We start from the raw sequence: 14,994 nt of genomic DNA on the forward strand, positions 1-14,994 counted from the left end.
GATCTCTACAATCCATCTACCTTGAATTTGATGACGACGATCCCCATTTTATTTCTATCTCACTAGTGAAATAAGAAGGAAACCTCGTGACTACCATAGTATCCGTACGCCGAAATAATAAAGTCGTCATCGCTGGTGATGGACAAGTATCTCTAGGCAATACCGTCATGAAAGGTAACGCGCAGAAAGTTCGCCGCCTTTACAATGGCAAAGTACTGGCAGGCTTTGCTGGCGGTACCGCTGACGCATTCACGCTATTCGAGCGTTTCGAAAGCAAACTACAAATGCACCAAGGTCACCTAACCCGCGCTGCAGTAGAATTAGCCAAAGATTGGCGCAGTGACCGTGCCCTTCGTCGTCTAGAAGCCCTGCTTGCTGTTGCTGACGAAACCGCCTCTCTGATCATTACCGGCAACGGCGATGTCGTTCAGCCTGAGAATGATCTTATTGCAATTGGCTCTGGTGGCAACTTTGCCCAAGCCGCTGCAACTGCACTACTAGAAAATACCGAATTAGACGCAAAAGAAATCGCTGAAAAGTCTTTGAACATTGCTGGCGATATCTGTGTATTCACCAACCATAATCACACTGTTGATGAGCTTGAGTACTAAGGAAAGAATATGTCTGAAATGACACCTCGTGAAATCGTTCACGAACTAAACCGACACATCATCGGCCAAGAAAATGCCAAGCGTTCAGTTGCTATTGCACTACGTAACCGCTGGCGCCGCATGCAACTTGAAGCAAGCCTACGCGCTGAAGTGACCCCAAAAAACATTCTAATGATTGGTCCAACAGGAGTAGGTAAAACCGAGATTGCTCGCCGACTTGCAAGACTTGCTAATGCACCTTTTATCAAGGTTGAAGCGACTAAGTTCACCGAAGTGGGCTACGTTGGTAAGGAAGTTGAAACCATCATTCGTGACCTTACCGATGTTGCGGTGAAAATGACTCACCAACAAGCAACTGAGAAGGTGAAATTCCGCGCCGAAGAGCAAGCCGAAGAGCGTATTCTTGATGCTCTACTGCCACCGGCTCGCGATGCTTGGGGTGAAAACGAAAAGCCACAAGAGACCAGCTCAAATACTCGCCAGGTGTTCCGCAAGAAATTGCGTGAAGGCAAATTGGATGACAAAGAAATTGATATCGAAGTAGCAGCGCCGCAAATGGGTGTTGAAATCATGTCACCTCCTGGCATGGAAGAGATGACCAATCAGCTACAAGGTATGTTCCAAAACTTGGCAGGCAACACTAAGAAAAGCCGTAAGCTGAAGATCAAGGACGCTTTCAAAGCGCTTGTTGAAGAAGAAGCGGCTAAGCTAGTTAACCAAGAAGAGCTAAAAGAAGACGCTATCTTCAATGTTGAGAACAACGGTATCGTGTTTATCGATGAGTTCGATAAGATCTGTAAGCGCGGTGAAAGCTCCGGCCCTGACGTATCTCGTGAAGGTGTGCAGCGTGACCTACTGCCACTGATCGAAGGTAGCACCGTTTCCACCAAGCACGGCATGGTCAAAACCGACCATATCTTGTTTATCGCATCTGGTGCATTCCAGGTTGCCAAGCCTTCTGATCTTATTCCAGAACTGCAAGGCCGCCTGCCTATTCGCGTTGAACTTGAAGCACTATCAAGCCACGACTTTGAGCGTATTCTGACAGAACCACGTGCGTCGCTAACCGAGCAATACGTTGCGCTAATGAAAACCGAGCAAGTGAACATAGAGTTTACTGATGATGGCATCAAGCGTATTGCTGAAGCAGCGTGGCAAGTAAACGAAACCACCGAGAACATTGGTGCTCGTCGCTTACATACTGTTATGGAGCGCCTGATGGACGAAATCTCCTACGAAGCCACCGAAAAGACGGGTTCTGAACTCACAATTGATGCTAATTACGTTGAGAGTAAGCTTGGCAGACTAGTTGAAGATGAAGACCTGAGTCGCTTTATTCTTTAAGCACCTTAGAGGTTGAGTAGACATCTATTGAATAGCTGCTTATGCAAAAGCAAAAAGGAGGCACATTGTGCCTCCTTTTCATTATCAATAGTGATGATTAGTCACTGCCAAACAAGTCGCGAGTATAAACCTTCGCTTCCACATCTCTGATCTCTTCAACCATACGATTGGAGACGATCACATCAGAGACTTGTTTGAACTCTTCTAGGTCTCGAATATTACGAGATTGGAAGAAGTGCTCTTCTTTTAATACCGGCTCGTAAACCACTACCTCAATACCCTTGGCTTTCAAGCGCTTCATGATGCCCTGAATCGACGAAGCTCGAAAATTATCTGAGCCTGCTTTCATGATCAGACGATAGATACCCACAACCTTAGGGTTACGCTTCAAGATCGAGTCAGCAATAAAATCCTTACGAGTTCGGTTCGCATCAACGATGGCGCCTACAATATTGTTCGGAACGTCGGCGTAATTGGCTAACAGCTGCTTGGTGTCTTTAGGCAGACAGTAGCCACCATAACCAAATGAAGGGTTATTGTAGTGATTGCCGATACGAGGGTCTAAGCCAACACCTTCGATAATTTGGCGAGAATCTAAGCCGTGAGCCTCTGCATAGGAGTCCAATTCATTAAAGTAGGCAACACGCAACGCAAGGTAGGTATTAGAGAAGAGCTTAACCGCTTCTGCTTCAGTAGAGTCAGTAAACAAGACATCAATCTCTTGCTTTTGAGCCCCTTCAACTAGAAGGTCCGCGAATATCTTAGCACGCTCACTGCGCTCACCCACGATGATGCGAGATGGATGAAGGTTGTCATACAGTGCACGCCCCTCACGCAAAAACTCTGGAGAGAAGATCAGGTTTTCACAACCTAATTCTTCCTTGATGCGAGCAGTGTACCCCACTGGCACCGTTGATTTTATGACCATTACGGCGTCAGGGTTTATGCTCATCACTTCTTTAATCACCGCTTCTACTGAAGACGTATTAAAGTAATTGGTTTGTGGGTCGTAATCCGTCGGAGTAGCAATCACAACGTATTGAGCACCTTTGTATGCTAACTCTTTATCCAAAGTCGCGGTAAAGTTAAGCTCCTTCTCTGCCAAAAACTGCTCGATTTCAGTATCAACAATCGGAGATTTTTTGCTGTTAAGAAGCTCGACCTTCTCAGCAATAATATCCACCGCCACTACTTCATGATGCTGCGCCAACAACACAGCGTTTGACAGACCCACATAGCCCGTACCTGCAATCGCTATTTTCATTATTCTTCTCTTGGATTAATTTTCGTTGTTACGCCCAAGTGCAAAACGCACTAGAACAATACCTACACCTAGCATACCGCCAAATAAAGCCCCTAGAACTGCGATTAGAGCACGCTTGGGCGCATCTCGATTAATCGGTTGCTCTACTTCTTCAATAAAGCGAAAAGCTTGCAACTCAATATTTTCATTAATATCAAGCTTATTCATGAAATCGAGCTTGGCATCTACCTGTTGAAGTCGCGGTTCAATAACTGAAAGATTCTTCACATCTTCAAGTGCGGAGATCTTCGCCTTTATCGCTTTTGCCCCCAGATTTATCGCAAACAGCTCTTTATCACCTAGGTTTTGTACTGGTGTATTAACCGATGCTGCCTCTGCAATATCATAGGCATATTGTGAACGCTGTAACTCAACCTCAAGCACTCGCTTAGCTTGGCCTTCAAGAATGGCTTTCTGTTGTTTTAGTTGCGTCTCTTTAGCGTCTAGCGTTGCTTCAAGGTTCTTAATCGCATCGGCTTGAACCTTCTTCTCTATCATCGCAATGTAATCATTGAGAAGGTTGTAGCTATCCATCTGCGTTGTAGCTTGCAGAGAAACAATGTACTCATCTCTGCCTACGGGAGCAGCAGATATCTTTTGATACCACTCGCTGTAGAGGCGTCGTTGTGCTACCTGTGCATCCTCGTCAGCATCTGATTCTTCTCTCAATGCTTCCTTAAATGCTAAAAAGGTTTCATTATTATCAAAGAAACGTTTTTTGTTCGCGGTGGCATTAAAGGCGCGAATAAATTGAGCAAAGATTTTCTCGGGCTCTACTAGGTCATCGAGCTCTTTGCTCACTCGGACAGTACCGTCATCCTGATAAGAGTCAAATATCGGTTGAAACGACTTCACTTGCTGACGATATGCCGCAAAGTCACTCACTTGAGGTTCAACGATTCTCGCTTTAGAGCTCCACCACTCCTGAGCATTTAAGGCATATACCACAGCAACAGCAGCGAAGATAAAAGTCGTCACCACAATTAAAATTTTCCCTTTCCAAAGGGCGATGAATAATTCTCTTAGGTCAATTTCATCATCCTGATAGTAGGCTTCACCCATAGGGCTCTGCTGCGATGACACGGATTGGTTAGACTGATTCAAGTTCATTCCTCTATAACTTTATCTGCGACTTTTCAATAATGGGGAAACGGTATCCACACAAGATAGATACTCCGTTGCAATTACGCCTAAGTTTCTCATAAATGTAGCTTTAATTCCCTAGATTTTAGTTCCTTGTTATACTCTGAGTTAATCAAATTTGAAGGAAAGTGCACAATGATCATAGTAACCGGTGGCGCAGGCATGATTGGCAGCAATATTGTCAAAGCGTTGAATGACCAAGGGATCAACGACATTCTGGTTGTCGACAACCTTAAGAATGGCAAAAAGTTTGTCAATTTGGTCGATCTCGACATTACCGATTACATGGACCGTGATGATTTCCTGACGCAGATTATGGCCGGTGATGATTTTGGGCCAATCGACGCCATATTCCATGAGGGCGCTTGCTCCGCAACCACAGAGTGGGACGGAAAATACATGATGCTCAATAACTACGAGTATTCAAAAGAGCTTCTTCACTACTGCTTGGATCGTGAAATTCCATTTCTTTACGCATCATCTGCGGCCACCTACGGTGAAACCGATACCTTTATTGAAGAAAAAGAGTACGAGGGTGCATTGAACATCTATGGCTACTCAAAGCAGCAATTTGACAACTATGTTCGACGCCTTGTAGAGGATGCCGAAGCCCACGGAGAAACACTCTCTCAGGTAACTGGCTTTCGCTACTTCAATGTCTACGGACCGCGAGAACAACACAAGGGCTCAATGGCATCCGTTGCTTTCCATTTAAACAATCAAATAAACGCCGGAGAAAATCCTAGATTATTTGCAGGTAGTGAACACTTCAAGCGAGACTTTATTTATGTGGGTGATGTTGCAGCAGTTAACCTGTGGTTTTTGGAAAATCCAATCTCTGGTATTTTCAACCTGGGTACCGGTAATGCCGCGTCTTTTGAAGAAGTGGCAAAGGCCGCAATTAAACACCATGGAAAAGGAGTAATTGAAACTATTCCGTTCCCCGAGCATCTAAAAGGGGCTTATCAGGAGTACACACAAGCCGACCTCACCAAGCTTCGTGCTACAGGGTGTGATCATACCTTTAAGTCAGTCGCCGAAGGTGTTGCTGAGTACTTAGAAATCATCAACAAGTAGTCAATTAACTAATGAACAATACTCGCAATGACTTTGATCCAAAAGCTTACAACCCTGAATTTCAAAAAGGCTTCTTAACACCAAAATATTGGAGCACTTGGCTGGGCATACTATTCGCTATCCCATTTAGCTTCATCCCAATATCACTTCATCGCTGGCTTGCCACTCGTGCAACCAAAAAGATCATGTCTAAAACTCGTGGTCAGGCACATCGAGCCCGTGTGAATCTGGCCCACTGCTACCCTGATATGTCAGAGAGTAGACGTGAGGCGATTATTGAGAAAATGCTGGTCACTGCAGGTACCTATTTAATGCGTTTTCCATTGCTAACGCTGCGCAATAGAAAATGGCTAGCAAAAAACACCACAATTAATGGGCTTGAGCATTTCACAAAGATCAAAGAAACCGGGCAAAACATCATTTTTCTTGTCCCTCATACCTGGTCTGTCGATGTTTTTGCCATGTTGCTTGCGTCCCAAGGCCACCCGATGTGTACAATGGTGAAAAGCCAAAAAAATGCCTTAAGTGAATGGGCTATGTCGAAGCAGAGAAAGCACTACGGTGGTAGGCTTTACGAAAGAGCAGGAGGTATCAAGCCCTTCATTAAAGCAGTTAACGAAGGTTACACTGGCTATTTTTTGCCAGACCAAGATCATGGCCCTAAAAAGAGTGTTTTTGTGGATTTTTGTGCCACGACTAAGGCAACACTTCCTGTGATGGGCTTTCTAGCGAAAGCCAGCAAGAGCAAGGTTATCCCATTGTGGACTGAATTTGATGTTCAAACAGGCAAGTTTGTCATCGATGTCTACCCTGCATTAGAAGAATTCCCAACCGACTCCCCTGAAGGGGACGCTATCGCGATGAATCAATTTATTGAAAGCTGCTGCGAAACTAAGCCTGAGCAGTATATGTGGAATTTGAAAGTGTTGGCATCTCAGCAAGATGGCAAAGACCTATACAACATAAAGCAGTAATTACATGTCAAAGCTAAAGCAAAGTATCTCAGAGAACCTTGTCTATTTACCCCTTCTATGGATTGCCACAGGCATGTTCGGAGTGGATAAAGGGGATAAAATATTGTTGATTGTTGTGGCTATCGGCGTTTTAATTTCACTATCTATCAATAAGTTATCAATCATTAAGCATAACTGGAAAAGTAACCCTTGGATTAAGTGGCTTTTAGCGTTAATCATTTTTGGTGTTGTTTCAGATGCGATACATGGATTTGGCAGTCGCGAACTTAGAGCATTAGAAACAGCAGCGCTCTTCTTACTTTGTTTTGATTTTACTAAAATCAGAATAAAAAGAATTATCGCTTTACTGCTGATTGCATCACTTAGTGCTTTATGTATCGCCTATTTTTATACCAATATTCAGCCAACAGATAGGCGAATCTGGCCTGTCAATGCTATCCCGTTTGCTTCCTATATTACCTTACTAATTGGTTTTTCAATCTCACTAATGAGTTGCGCTAAACTCAAGTGGCAAATAGCCAGCTTGCTTACCGCAATTGCTGTTGGACTTGGTGCACTCTTTATTACTGAAAGTCGAGGGCCTCTTCTGGCTCTGCTGTGCACTATAGGTGCTTTAGGTTGCTACTACCTCTCCCTAGGTAAACTGAACTATAAGCTCATAACTGTAGGGGTGGTACTAGCCTCAATTACTGTTCTTGCATCATTGCCCTATTTACAACCTAGATACGATAGAACGATTAATGAAATTGACCAAATTATAAATGGTAACGACCAAACATCTATTGGATTAAGGTTTTCGATTTATGAAATAGGGCTGAATATGCTCTCAGAAAAACCAATCTTTGGCCATGGCAAAGACGAACTTGCGGGTAAGTGGGATGAAATGTTTAAAAATAAAGAGATTACTGCTGCTGAAAAAAGAGTTTTGGGCTACAACTTCCATAATAATTTTATTGAAAAAGGCGTCGCTTCAGGCCTAGTTGGAGTCGCTACCATGTTTCTATGGCTAGGCCTACCTTTAATTTATGCATGGAACAACCATAAGCAATACATGATGCTACTATCTGCTCCTCCTCTGCTTTACTTTTTCGCGTGTTTAACCGACACTCCTGCAACCAATGGCAGTAGTTACGTGACTTATTTAATGTTTGTAGGAATAGCTATAGCTTACGTGTCTAACAGCAAGTACCATAAGAATAGTGAAATCAAGGAGTCTTCACTTGCCTAGTGAGCCAACTAAAATCTTAATCATAGGCCCTTCATGGGTTGGCGATATGGTTATGTCTCAAAGCTTATATATAACGTTGAAGGCTCAATATCCCAAAGCTGATATCGATGTTTTAGCACCGGCTTGGTGTAAACCTGTTCTGGACAGAATGCCTGAAGTCTCTAAGGCAATCGATATGCCCCTTGGACACGGACAGCTCTGTCTTAGAACGCGCTACCACCTTGCTAAACAACTCTCAAAAGAGGGGTACAGTCACGCTTATGTTTTGCCTAATTCAGCAAAGTCGGCATTAATTCCACTAATCGCAAGAATTCCTCATAGGATCGGCTGGAAAGGGGAGATGCGTTATGGGTTACTTAACGATGTAAGACACCATCGCAAGCGTTTTAAGTACATGGTAGAACGCTATATAGCACTTGCTCATCCCAAAAAAGACATGCTGAATAGTGAATCGCTGGGAGGGTTAGATCGATTAGCTTATCCGAAGCTAGAAATACCTGAAGTAGAAAGAACTCGAGCACTAAGTAAGTTCAAAATAGATCTTTCTCGCCCTGTTGTCGGCTTGTGCCCTGGTGCCGAATTTGGTCCATCAAAACAGTGGCCTGTTGAGTATTTTTCTGAAGTCGCCAATGAAGTCATCAAGCAAGGCTATCAAGTCTGGATTTTTGGTTCGCCAAATGACAAGAAAACTGGTGATTCCCTTGCGAACTTGGTCCACCATGACAATCAAGCATACATTACTAACCTAGCGGGTAACTCTACTCTCGTAGAGGCAATCGACTTGATAAGCTGCTGTGAAACAGTAATTAGTAATGATTCCGGTGCAATGCATATCGCAGCTGCTGTTGGGTGTTCAGTTATAGGTCTATACGGTTCTACCTCTCCCAACTACACTCCACCTCTTTCCAAAAATGTCGCTATACTCAATACCAAAATCGAGTGCAGGCCATGTTTTGAAAGAGAATGTCCTTATGGTCACCTAAAATGCTTGAAAGAGCTTACACCAGCAATGGTAATGGAAGCCTTCTATAAGCTAAGCCATTTTAAATCCAACTCTTCAGCAAACAGTTTGTGAGTAATCAATGAAAGTCTCACTGATTATAACTACCTATAATTGGAAAGAAGCTCTTAAGATAGTCTTGGAGAGCGTAAAAAATCAAACTCAATTACCTGATGAAGTGATTATTGCTGATGATGGCTCTACTAAGGATACAGCAGAGCTCATTTCTAGTTACCAAAAAAACCATTCGTTATCTTTAGTCCATTCTTGGCAGCCCGATGAGGGATTTCAACTATCCAAAAGTCGAAACAAAGCAATAGCAAGAGCATCCGGTGACTATATTATAATGATAGATGGGGATATTGTCCTTCACCCAAGATTTATCGAAACTCATATAAAAGCATCAAAGCAAGGCTGGTTTGTTCAAGCAGGAAGAGCGATGCTCAATGAGCAACAATCAGCACATATACTCAAGGGAAATCAATCACCGCATTTTTTCACCCCTAGCTTAAAAAATCGTAAAAACGCAATCTGCTCAAGCATTATGTCAGTGCTGTTTTCTTTTAAGCGCAACAATGATAAAGCTACACGTGGGTGTAATATGGCCTTTTGGCGTGATGACTTAATTGAAGTCAATGGCTTTAATGAAGACTTTATAGGTTGGGGAAGAGAAGATAGTGAATTCACTATCCGCATGCTTAACGCCGGAAAAAACAGATTATATTTGAAATTTTCCGGAGTAGGCTATCACCTCTATCATAAAGAGAGCCCACGTGAACTATTAGACCACAATCAAAAAATACTTGATAACACCGTAAAACATCACTTAGCTCGTTGCGACAACGGATTGGATAAATACCTTAAATGAAAATTCTTGTAATGAGCCCCTATGATGGCCCTTTAAATACGGTTAGACCTGAAGCTGAACTATTCATTGCTATATCTAAGCTCGGGCATAGCGTAACTATAATGACTCAAGCCAATGCTGCTTACGCAAAAATTTGTGCCGAAACTGGCATTAAGATCATTGATAACTACCCATCAAAGAAGGTCTGCCTGAGAACGATTAAACTTGTCCACAACGAACTCAACAGTGGCGACTATGATATCTGTTACGCCTTTGATTCCAAAACAATACCCAATGCTGCATTTGGTGCGATAGGAACTAAAGCTATAGTAATAAGCTATCGAGGCACGACTGGTGGTCTGTATCGTCACGACCCTTCAGCCTACTTCACTCACTTACACCCAAAAATTTCAGCGATAGTATGCAATTCAAATGCTGTTCAAAAAGACGTAAAAAGCAGGGTTTGGAGCAAGAAAGTGCTCGTGGAACGAATATACAAAGGCCACAAAGTCGAATGGTATGAGACAGAAGCCGCGCTCCGATCCGAATTTAACCTTAAAGATTCAGACATTGTTGCAATATGTGCATGTAATGTAAGGCCAAGCAAAGGCATCAGTGTTTTACTAAAGGCTTTAAACTCTATCCAAAACGAGAATTTCCACATGCTCTTCGTAGGTAATGGGTATGAAGCTCATAAAGACGAGATCGCATCCTGCTCGATGAAAGAGCGTATACACTTGCTAGGACACAGAAAAGACGTTCCTCAGCTAATGAAAATGGCTGATTTTCAGATTCAACCATCTATTAGTGGAGAGGGTTTACCTCGTGCTGTTATTGAAGCAATGGCAGGTGGAACTCCATCGATAGTTACTACAACTGGTGGGAGTCCAGAGCTGGTTGAAAATGGTATTAGTGGTTTAGTTGTAGATAATGGTAATAGTATAGAGCTGAGAAGTGGAATTCTAACAATACTAGATAACCCTGAGGCCTTGGCATCAATGGGATATGAAGCAAAAAAGCGCATTAACGAGTATTTCAACCTTCAACAATCAGTTTCTCAACATCTTACATTGTTTGATAAACTACTCTAGGTCTTCAACGTCTAGTTGCTAGACCTGTGCTGCTATTCAACACGCAAAAATATCCAACAAAGTAGCAGCTTAAATAGATGAATGAACACCGTCGATTAAGGCGGTGCCATCAAGCAAATAATCTACTAATTTTCGTTGATTAGCGACTGGTAGATTTCTAATGTGTTACTAACACCCTGCTCGACATTGAATTTATTAATCGCTCTTTCTTTAGCCTTCCTACCGAACTCTTTGCAAAGGTCTCTATCGTTGTATAGTTTTAGGATAGCAAATGCCAGTGCTTGGGCATCTGAAGGGGGCACTACAATACCAGTATTACCATCAGCGACCAGTTCTGCATTCCCACCAGTATCAGAAACAATGGCTGGAATACCATAGGAGTTCGCTTCCAAAACTGCGCGACACAAACCTTCTCTTTTCGTTGTTGGTAAGACAATCACATCCGAAGCAGCTGCAACTTCAGGTGCATCCTCTCTGTAACCTAGAGCATGTACACGGTCTTTAAGAGTACTTCGCTCAATCATTTCCTGAATCTTAATATTGTCAGGGTCTGCTCCTACCAAAAGAACATCGATATTCAAGCCATCAGGTAACAAGGCTAGAGCGTCCATAAATACACTTAAGCCTTTTCTTGGACGAAGGTTGGCTACCATAGACAACTTAAAGGAGCCTTGATGAAGAGGAAATTCATCCAAAGTCGCTGGGGGGCCTTGATACCATGATTGGTCATGCCCCTTGTAAACCGTGGTTGCTCTTGATTTATCTCCCCAAAGAAACTGACGCAAATCTTTTTCTATAGCTTGTGCCACACAAATAATTTTGTTCAGCCTAGGGTGCAACATAACAAGGTAACTAGAAGGATCTAAGCGACTAACATTACCAGTTTGCCCACGATATGCTATTACCTTAGTGTCAGTACCTATGGCTGCAGTTGCTCCATTACTACAAGCGATATTATTGAACAAGTGCAATATATCTATTTTCTTTTCTTTAATCAGCTTCTTTATATATGAAATAGTCGATATTGATACTTTTTTGTCCAATGGATCAGTCAGTACTGTAATACCTTCTTTTTCAAGATGTGGAATCAAAGTTGAACCAGGGTTACAAAGCACCGTAACATTCACCTTTCCAGATTTATGCAGCCCTATTATTTGAGCCGCTTCCGGTCTTATAGGGTTAATATTTTTTCGGCTGTGATGTGTAACAGCTAGAAGATTTATCTTTTCCATATTCATAGATCCATTGAATTTAATCTATTTGCAACTGATTCGGGGAAATTAAAAAAATCTGCACCTTTAGCGTAGTAGACAAGATTACAATTGCCCTTAAAGCACTCCCCTGCAGTAGTTGTTACAGATAAAACTTTATCCAACTTAACATCAAGAAGAGCTATCAACTCAGCTGGAAAGTTAGATTTAATTATAGTTGCATTGGGGAAGTAGTGTGAGTAATCTGTTTTCTCCGCCGGATGTGGCTTAATAATAATATCTTTCTCTTTAATTCCATGCATATTAATAAGGTGCTTGTAACCATTAATCTTATCTAATTCAGAGTAGTCACTCCTATTCTCACTAAGTGGCTGAGTAAACAATATCGATGAACTATTATTTATATACGAGAAATCTTCATAAGAAACACCGAATATATTAAGCAATTCTTTTTTGTCCGATTCTGTTTTTTTATTCCATTCATCTCTAATATTTATAAACTCACACTTTTTCCTATAATCGGAATGAGACTCAAACTGTTTAGTAAGAATGAATTTACTGGTTCTGCTTATTTTCACACCTTCTCTAAAAGAAAAAAAGGCAAAGAACGACGATTTTTTCTTTGGGCCATTTACTAATTCCAAATGAGTTCCTGTTCCATCATCAATCTGAACTCTATCAACAGAAGTAAAAGGGTCATTGATTTCTCGAACATTTCCAATACAAGCATCATATTTATTAATAATTCTGCGCAACTTCACTTTATCTGAATAGTACTTAGATAATGAATGACTGGATTTAGTAATTAATCTCGGAATTGACTGATAAGATTGCTCTAAAACATTCACATAAGTTGAAAGATGCTTAACAAAATCATGATCAAATCTATTCCCCCAAAGCAAATAGTCATAGTTTTTCCAATTCTCATCATAAAGAAAGAAAACAAATAGGCTGAAATAAGTATTCTCGAAAACTAACGTTTTTTTCATGTGCAGTGCTCTACATAAATATTCGCTATATTTGAAGCGCTTACCTCATCAACAATATCCATATCAATGACACTAGGGTTATCTGTAAGAATGTCATCAACAGCATTAGCTAAAGCACCGCTATCCTGAACAGGAACTAAATACTTAGACAAGTGGTCCTTGAGTATTTCTTTAGGGCCGTGGGGGCAATCAGTGCTGACTATTGGTGTACCACAGATCAGTGATTCGATCAGTACCGTTGGCAATCCCTCAAAGTCTGAACTTAATACCATTGCTTTAGCATTTTTTATCCATGGGTATGGGTTTGTCTGATGACCTGGCAGGATTATTCTATCTGCTACATTGTACTTTTCGGCAAGCTTTCTTACCTTATCCTCATTGTTAACCAGCAAAACAACAGGCAAACTGTTCTTCATTTTTGATATAGCGTCAAATAAGACATCATGCCTTTTTTGCTTTACAAATCGACCAACGTGAATCAAATAATCACCATCAGGAATCAGTTGATTATTAATATTTGATCTTTCAATTATATCACTAACATTAAATGGGTTATATATTGTCTTTATCGTTTTAGGAGTAATAAAATTTATACCCTCAATCTCTCCCTCTATCCCTTTAGATACAGTGATGATATTTTGGTTACTTAGCGCTTTTTTTGCTCTAATTTTTCTAAGGTACTTAATCGGTCCTAATTTAGCATGTCGTTTTAATTCAGCCTCAATAGAGGCATGTATAACAACAAATAAAGGTGAGACCTTTGACTTAACCATAAGTAAGTTTGTTTTATCTAAGTTAGACAAGAAAAAGTCAAATTTACCCATCTCTTTTTCAATACTAGAGATTTTTTCTTTCAATACATCAGCCATAGCATTAGCTGATAGCAAACCGTTTAGCTTACGGTGACGCCCTGCAAAACAAACATGAACAGGTATTGATGTAGTCTCTTTATAAACATTATGCTCATTCATCAAAAGAAAATGTGGCTCATGACCAGAGCGTTGCAACTCCTCCGCCAATGAGTACATTACTTTGGCCGCTCCCCCTGTACTTAGCCTATCGATTGCAATCGCTACTCTCATTGTTTCCCCACTGAATCAGGTTATTCAAAGCTTCCAGTACCCAAGCTTTTTTCTAATTTTAAATTTTCTAAATAGGTTTAAAGGCTTTCTCTTCAGGTTTCCAGTCCCTTGCTCAATCAGCTTATTTGTCGCTTCTACAACACGCACGCTAGATATTCCATCTCGATAAGGATGAACTTGCTCTGCATACTCTCTTATCGCTGACATAGTTTTATCTGGTTTTGATATCGCTAAGCTAAGTGCCTCCTCTATCTCATTAACCTTAGTTACATTAATCAAATAGTCAGACGGGCTACGATTTCGAAATGTAACCACAGGCCTGTTAAGCAAAAGAAACATGATTAGCACAGAAGATGTATCGCATAACATCACATCTGCTGCTCTTAGTAACGGAATAACATTATCTGTTTCTACAAACTGCAGGTTGGAGCCTTGTATGCTTTTGTATTTTTCTACAATAGTGTTTTCCATTTTAGGATGAAACTGGACTAACCACCTCCAATTGCCTTTCTCTGAAAGTCGCTTCACAGTTTCAAAAACGGTATCTGCACAAGACAATTTAGGTGTAAATGTAGAGCAGAACAGTATTGTTGGCCTTGCATCTTCTGATGAAAGATAAGGGTTATTCTCGATCGCTCGATACATCGGGTCTAGGTTGGACCAGCCAGTTTCTACGACATTAAAAAAGCCATGTTTAGTGGCCAATCTTTGAAACTCTTCGGTAGTATTTGGGCCTTGAGTGCAGTAGAGGTCAAAAAAACCTCGGATATCGAAATGTCCTCGGGAATTGTCCCGCTTCCCTGAATTGAATCCATGGAACACACCCACTTTAACACCAGGAATAAAATGAGGAACAACATTACCAGGCACAAACACAGCATCTGGATTCCAAGAGATCACATCATCAATGCTACTTAGCTCAATTTCTTCTGGTGAGAGGTAGTCGGGATTTACCTCATCCCCTTCCAAAAACCAGCAAACCTCACCACCTTGTGCCAGAATATAATTCTGTATAGGGCGCAAGATTGCATATGAATAGTTCTGAGAGATATACATCAGATAGCGTCGATGTTTACAGATCACTGAGCTTTCCT

General features: G+C 41.5%; 14 protein-coding genes. 8 read left to right on the forward strand and 6 right to left on the reverse strand.

From position 1 onward, the window contains the following. Positions 1–86 precede the first annotated feature (86 nt). A complete protein-coding gene (gene hslV / locus OCU46_RS12980; RefSeq protein WP_141271775.1) occupies positions 87–611 on the forward strand; it encodes an ATP-dependent protease subunit HslV in 525 nt (174 codons plus the stop codon). A 9-nt stretch (positions 612–620) separates the two neighbouring features. Further along, complete coding sequence (hslU, locus tag OCU46_RS12985; protein WP_141271774.1) at positions 621–1,955, forward strand: HslU--HslV peptidase ATPase subunit; 1,335 nt, start codon at positions 621–623, stop codon at positions 1,953–1,955. A 97-nt stretch (positions 1,956–2,052) separates the two neighbouring features. Here hslU and OCU46_RS12990 read toward each other — a convergent pair whose 3' ends face one another. Together OCU46_RS12990 and OCU46_RS12995 are read right to left on the reverse strand one after the other, a co-directional pair. Beyond that, positions 2,053–3,219: a nucleotide sugar dehydrogenase gene (locus OCU46_RS12990; protein ID WP_141271773.1), complete on the reverse strand. Its 1,167-nt coding sequence runs from the start codon at positions 3,217–3,219 to the stop codon at positions 2,053–2,055. A 15-nt stretch (positions 3,220–3,234) separates the two neighbouring features. Then, complete coding sequence (locus OCU46_RS12995; RefSeq protein WP_141271772.1) at positions 3,235–4,368, reverse strand: LPS O-antigen chain length determinant protein WzzB; 1,134 nt, start codon at positions 4,366–4,368, stop codon at positions 3,235–3,237. A 168-nt stretch (positions 4,369–4,536) separates the two neighbouring features. Between OCU46_RS12995 and rfaD the strand changes: the two genes are divergently transcribed. Genes rfaD through OCU46_RS13025 form a run of 6 tightly spaced genes read left to right on the forward strand, consistent with a single transcriptional unit; the run spans position 4,537 to position 10,618 of the window. Continuing rightward, on the forward strand, positions 4,537–5,478 hold the full coding sequence (rfaD, locus tag OCU46_RS13000) for an ADP-glyceromanno-heptose 6-epimerase (RefSeq protein WP_141271771.1): 942 nt from the start codon (positions 4,537–4,539) through the stop codon (positions 5,476–5,478). A gap of 11 nt (positions 5,479–5,489) precedes the next feature. Continuing rightward, on the forward strand, positions 5,490–6,452 hold the full coding sequence (lpxM, locus tag OCU46_RS13005) for a lauroyl-Kdo(2)-lipid IV(A) myristoyltransferase (RefSeq protein ID WP_141271770.1): 963 nt from the start codon (positions 5,490–5,492) through the stop codon (positions 6,450–6,452). Positions 6,453–6,456: 4 nt separating this feature from the next. Then, a complete protein-coding gene (locus tag OCU46_RS13010) occupies positions 6,457–7,680 on the forward strand; it encodes an O-antigen ligase family protein (protein ID WP_141271769.1) in 1,224 nt (407 codons plus the stop codon). Continuing rightward, the gene (gene waaF / locus OCU46_RS13015; protein ID WP_141271768.1) at positions 7,673–8,755 is read left to right on the forward strand and encodes a lipopolysaccharide heptosyltransferase II; all 1,083 of its coding nucleotides are present in this window, start codon (positions 7,673–7,675) and stop codon (positions 8,753–8,755) included. Before OCU46_RS13010 ends, waaF begins: the two co-directional genes overlap by 8 nt. Before the next feature lie 7 nt (positions 8,756–8,762). Then, positions 8,763–9,548: a glycosyltransferase family 2 protein gene (locus tag OCU46_RS13020; protein WP_141271767.1), complete on the forward strand. Its 786-nt coding sequence runs from the start codon at positions 8,763–8,765 to the stop codon at positions 9,546–9,548. Further along, entirely contained in the window at positions 9,545–10,618 is a 1,074-nt protein-coding gene (locus OCU46_RS13025) for a glycosyltransferase family 4 protein (protein WP_141271766.1), read from the forward strand. Before OCU46_RS13020 ends, OCU46_RS13025 begins: the two co-directional genes overlap by 4 nt. A 125-nt stretch (positions 10,619–10,743) precedes the next feature. Here the strand turns inward: OCU46_RS13025 and OCU46_RS13030 are convergent, their stop codons facing one another. The 4 genes from OCU46_RS13030 to OCU46_RS13045 are packed head-to-tail and all read right to left on the reverse strand — an operon-like array spanning position 10,744 to position 14,983. Next, a complete protein-coding gene (locus OCU46_RS13030) occupies positions 10,744–11,850 on the reverse strand; it encodes a glycosyltransferase (RefSeq protein WP_141271765.1) in 1,107 nt (368 codons plus the stop codon). Between the two features lie 2 nt (positions 11,851–11,852). Further along, positions 11,853–12,818 (reverse strand): glycosyltransferase family 52, encoded by a 966-nt coding sequence (locus tag OCU46_RS13035; RefSeq protein WP_141271764.1) that lies wholly within the window; start codon positions 12,816–12,818, stop codon positions 11,853–11,855. Next, positions 12,815–13,900 (reverse strand): glycosyltransferase, encoded by a 1,086-nt coding sequence (locus OCU46_RS13040; RefSeq protein ID WP_141271763.1) that lies wholly within the window; start codon positions 13,898–13,900, stop codon positions 12,815–12,817. Before OCU46_RS13040 ends, OCU46_RS13035 begins: the two co-directional genes overlap by 4 nt. 24 nt (positions 13,901–13,924) lie before the next feature. Then, on the reverse strand, positions 13,925–14,983 hold the full coding sequence (locus OCU46_RS13045; protein WP_244311419.1) for a CDP-glycerol glycerophosphotransferase family protein: 1,059 nt from the start codon (positions 14,981–14,983) through the stop codon (positions 13,925–13,927). Positions 14,984–14,994 lie beyond the last annotated feature (11 nt).

Origin of the sequence: Vibrio comitans, from assembly GCA_024346835.1 — a bacterium.
In the GTDB taxonomy this organism is placed as follows: domain Bacteria; phylum Pseudomonadota; class Gammaproteobacteria; order Enterobacterales; family Vibrionaceae; genus Vibrio; species Vibrio comitans.

Coding starts and splice junctions, on each gene's coding strand:
- hslU (WP_141271774.1), top strand. CDS start 621: ATGTCTGAAATGACACCTCGTGAAATCGTTCACGAACTAAACCGACAC.
- OCU46_RS12990 (WP_141271773.1), bottom strand. CDS start 3,219: ATGAAAATAGCGATTGCAGGTACGGGCTATGTGGGTCTGTCAAACGCT.
- OCU46_RS12995 (WP_141271772.1), bottom strand. CDS start 4,368: ATGAACTTGAATCAGTCTAACCAATCCGTGTCATCGCAGCAGAGCCCT.
- rfaD (WP_141271771.1), top strand. CDS start 4,537: ATGATCATAGTAACCGGTGGCGCAGGCATGATTGGCAGCAATATTGTC.
- lpxM (WP_141271770.1), top strand. CDS start 5,490: ATGAACAATACTCGCAATGACTTTGATCCAAAAGCTTACAACCCTGAA.
- OCU46_RS13010 (WP_141271769.1), top strand. CDS start 6,457: ATGTCAAAGCTAAAGCAAAGTATCTCAGAGAACCTTGTCTATTTACCC.
- OCU46_RS13020 (WP_141271767.1), top strand. CDS start 8,763: ATGAAAGTCTCACTGATTATAACTACCTATAATTGGAAAGAAGCTCTT.
- OCU46_RS13025 (WP_141271766.1), top strand. CDS start 9,545: ATGAAAATTCTTGTAATGAGCCCCTATGATGGCCCTTTAAATACGGTT.
- OCU46_RS13030 (WP_141271765.1), bottom strand. CDS start 11,850: ATGGAAAAGATAAATCTTCTAGCTGTTACACATCACAGCCGAAAAAAT.
- OCU46_RS13035 (WP_141271764.1), bottom strand. CDS start 12,818: ATGAAAAAAACGTTAGTTTTCGAGAATACTTATTTCAGCCTATTTGTT.
- OCU46_RS13040 (WP_141271763.1), bottom strand. CDS start 13,900: ATGAGAGTAGCGATTGCAATCGATAGGCTAAGTACAGGGGGAGCGGCC.